Here is a 1,482-nt window from a genome sequence, read left to right as displayed (position 1 = left end):
ACTACACTCACGCAAGCCGCATAAGACGTGTCCTCACATCGGGGGGAAGACCCGAACGCGCTAATTCTTCCCCTCATGGGTGGGAGCGTCACCAGCATTCACCCTCTCATGGCCTGGTGGGCCGTCCTCCACACTCTCTCGACGATCTCCCGCTACCAGCCGGCCGAATGGGGCTGCCACATCGACGTCGACCGCAGTCAACACGCCGTCCCGGTCGAACGGCTGCTTACGGAGTCCATCCGGATCCTGCCCCAGCTTGTGGCGGAGAGCACCGGAGATCCGATTCTCAGTCCCAGTTACCACAACGCTCGGAACGGCTCGAAGCGTCCGGTGCTGCGCATGACAGCGAGCTTGTATAGCGATTGATAGCGGCGCTGAACAGGTCCAGTCGGCCAGGGCCCGGTAGCCTGCGGCCAGAGGTGGTGTTTCGGGGACGATTGAATACGGAGGAAACCGGCGGGAGTCTGCCGGTGTCACGCTCGCGTTCGCCAGCGCGGCAGCCGGTGTCCAGGACGGTGCCTATGGTCGCGTGGATCCGGCTGCGGGCATCGCTCCGGCGGCGGCGAGCAGCGTGTTCCCAGTGGGCGAGGAGGATGCCGCGGGGGTGGGTGATGACCACCTCCCAAAGTGCGACGGCGGGGCGGTCGCGGTCCGGGAGGGTGAGAGGCCCGCCCGGCGGCGAGGAAGCGCAGGCAGTCCTCCGGCATGCTCATGGACGCGTGCCAGACACGGGGTTTCAGGCCGCACTCCCGGCTGCCCAAGGCCCGCCTCCAAAACTCATCGCCTTGGCCAGGGCGGCATGGTACAAATCCCTAAATCGGGAAAGATGCAAGGGATTCGATGAGTTCAGGAACCGAGATCAAGCAGGACGTGGCGCGTCTCCTCATCGAGGGCGACCTCGCGTTCTCCCGCCGCTTCCTGGAACGCGTCGTCAAGGGCACCGGCGAGACCGTTATCCCGATCTTCTGCATGAACAGTTACCTGTCGCTCATCATCCACGAGTCGTTCAGGACCCTGAAGGTCAACGATCCCGGACTCGCGGCCTCCCTGGCCTACGAGCACGAGGAGACCATCGAGAGGGCGCGGCTCAGCGTCAAGCTCTTCGACGACTCCAAGAACGGCCTGGACAAGGTGGGCGACGCGTTCGCGCGCATCATCGACGAGGGACGGCAGGCGTTCCTGGGCAATACCTGGTTCCCGCCCGCGCGCCGGTGGGAGACAGACCTGGGTGAGTACCGCTACCGAGGCCGACTCGTGAGTACCACCCACACGGTCGGGTTTGTCATGGCCCTCCGCGCCGACGCGTTGCAGGACTTTGCCACTTTGGGGCAGGAACTGTCGGCCGTGGCCCAGGCTCAGAGTGCGTACGTCAGCCAAGCGGCTGGGCACTTGCCGTGGCCTAGCCCCTCGTTCATGAACAGCATCAACGGGTCTTCCCCCCGATGTGAGGACACGTCTTATGCGGCTTGCGTGAGTGTAGTT

The 1,482-nt window shown here is 64.7% G+C and carries 2 protein-coding genes; both read left to right on the top strand.

Going from position 1 to position 1,482, the window contains the following annotated elements; genetic code table 11:
• The first annotated feature begins 27 nt into the window (after positions 1-27).
• Complete coding sequence (locus tag ACFP3U_RS36860) at positions 28-366, top strand: YaaC family protein (protein WP_380230146.1); 339 nt, start codon at positions 28-30, stop codon at positions 364-366.
• Between the two features lie 474 nt (positions 367-840).
• Positions 841-1,482 (top strand): hypothetical protein (locus ACFP3U_RS36855; RefSeq protein WP_380230145.1); only part of this gene is annotated, 642 nt, incomplete at its 3' end.

The organism is Kitasatospora misakiensis, from assembly GCF_042656005.1.
In the GTDB taxonomy this organism is placed as follows: domain Bacteria; phylum Actinomycetota; class Actinomycetes; order Streptomycetales; family Streptomycetaceae; genus Kitasatospora; species Kitasatospora misakiensis.
The sequence above is the reverse complement of the archived record's forward strand: the minus strand, read 5'-3'. Positions and strand labels throughout refer to the sequence as shown.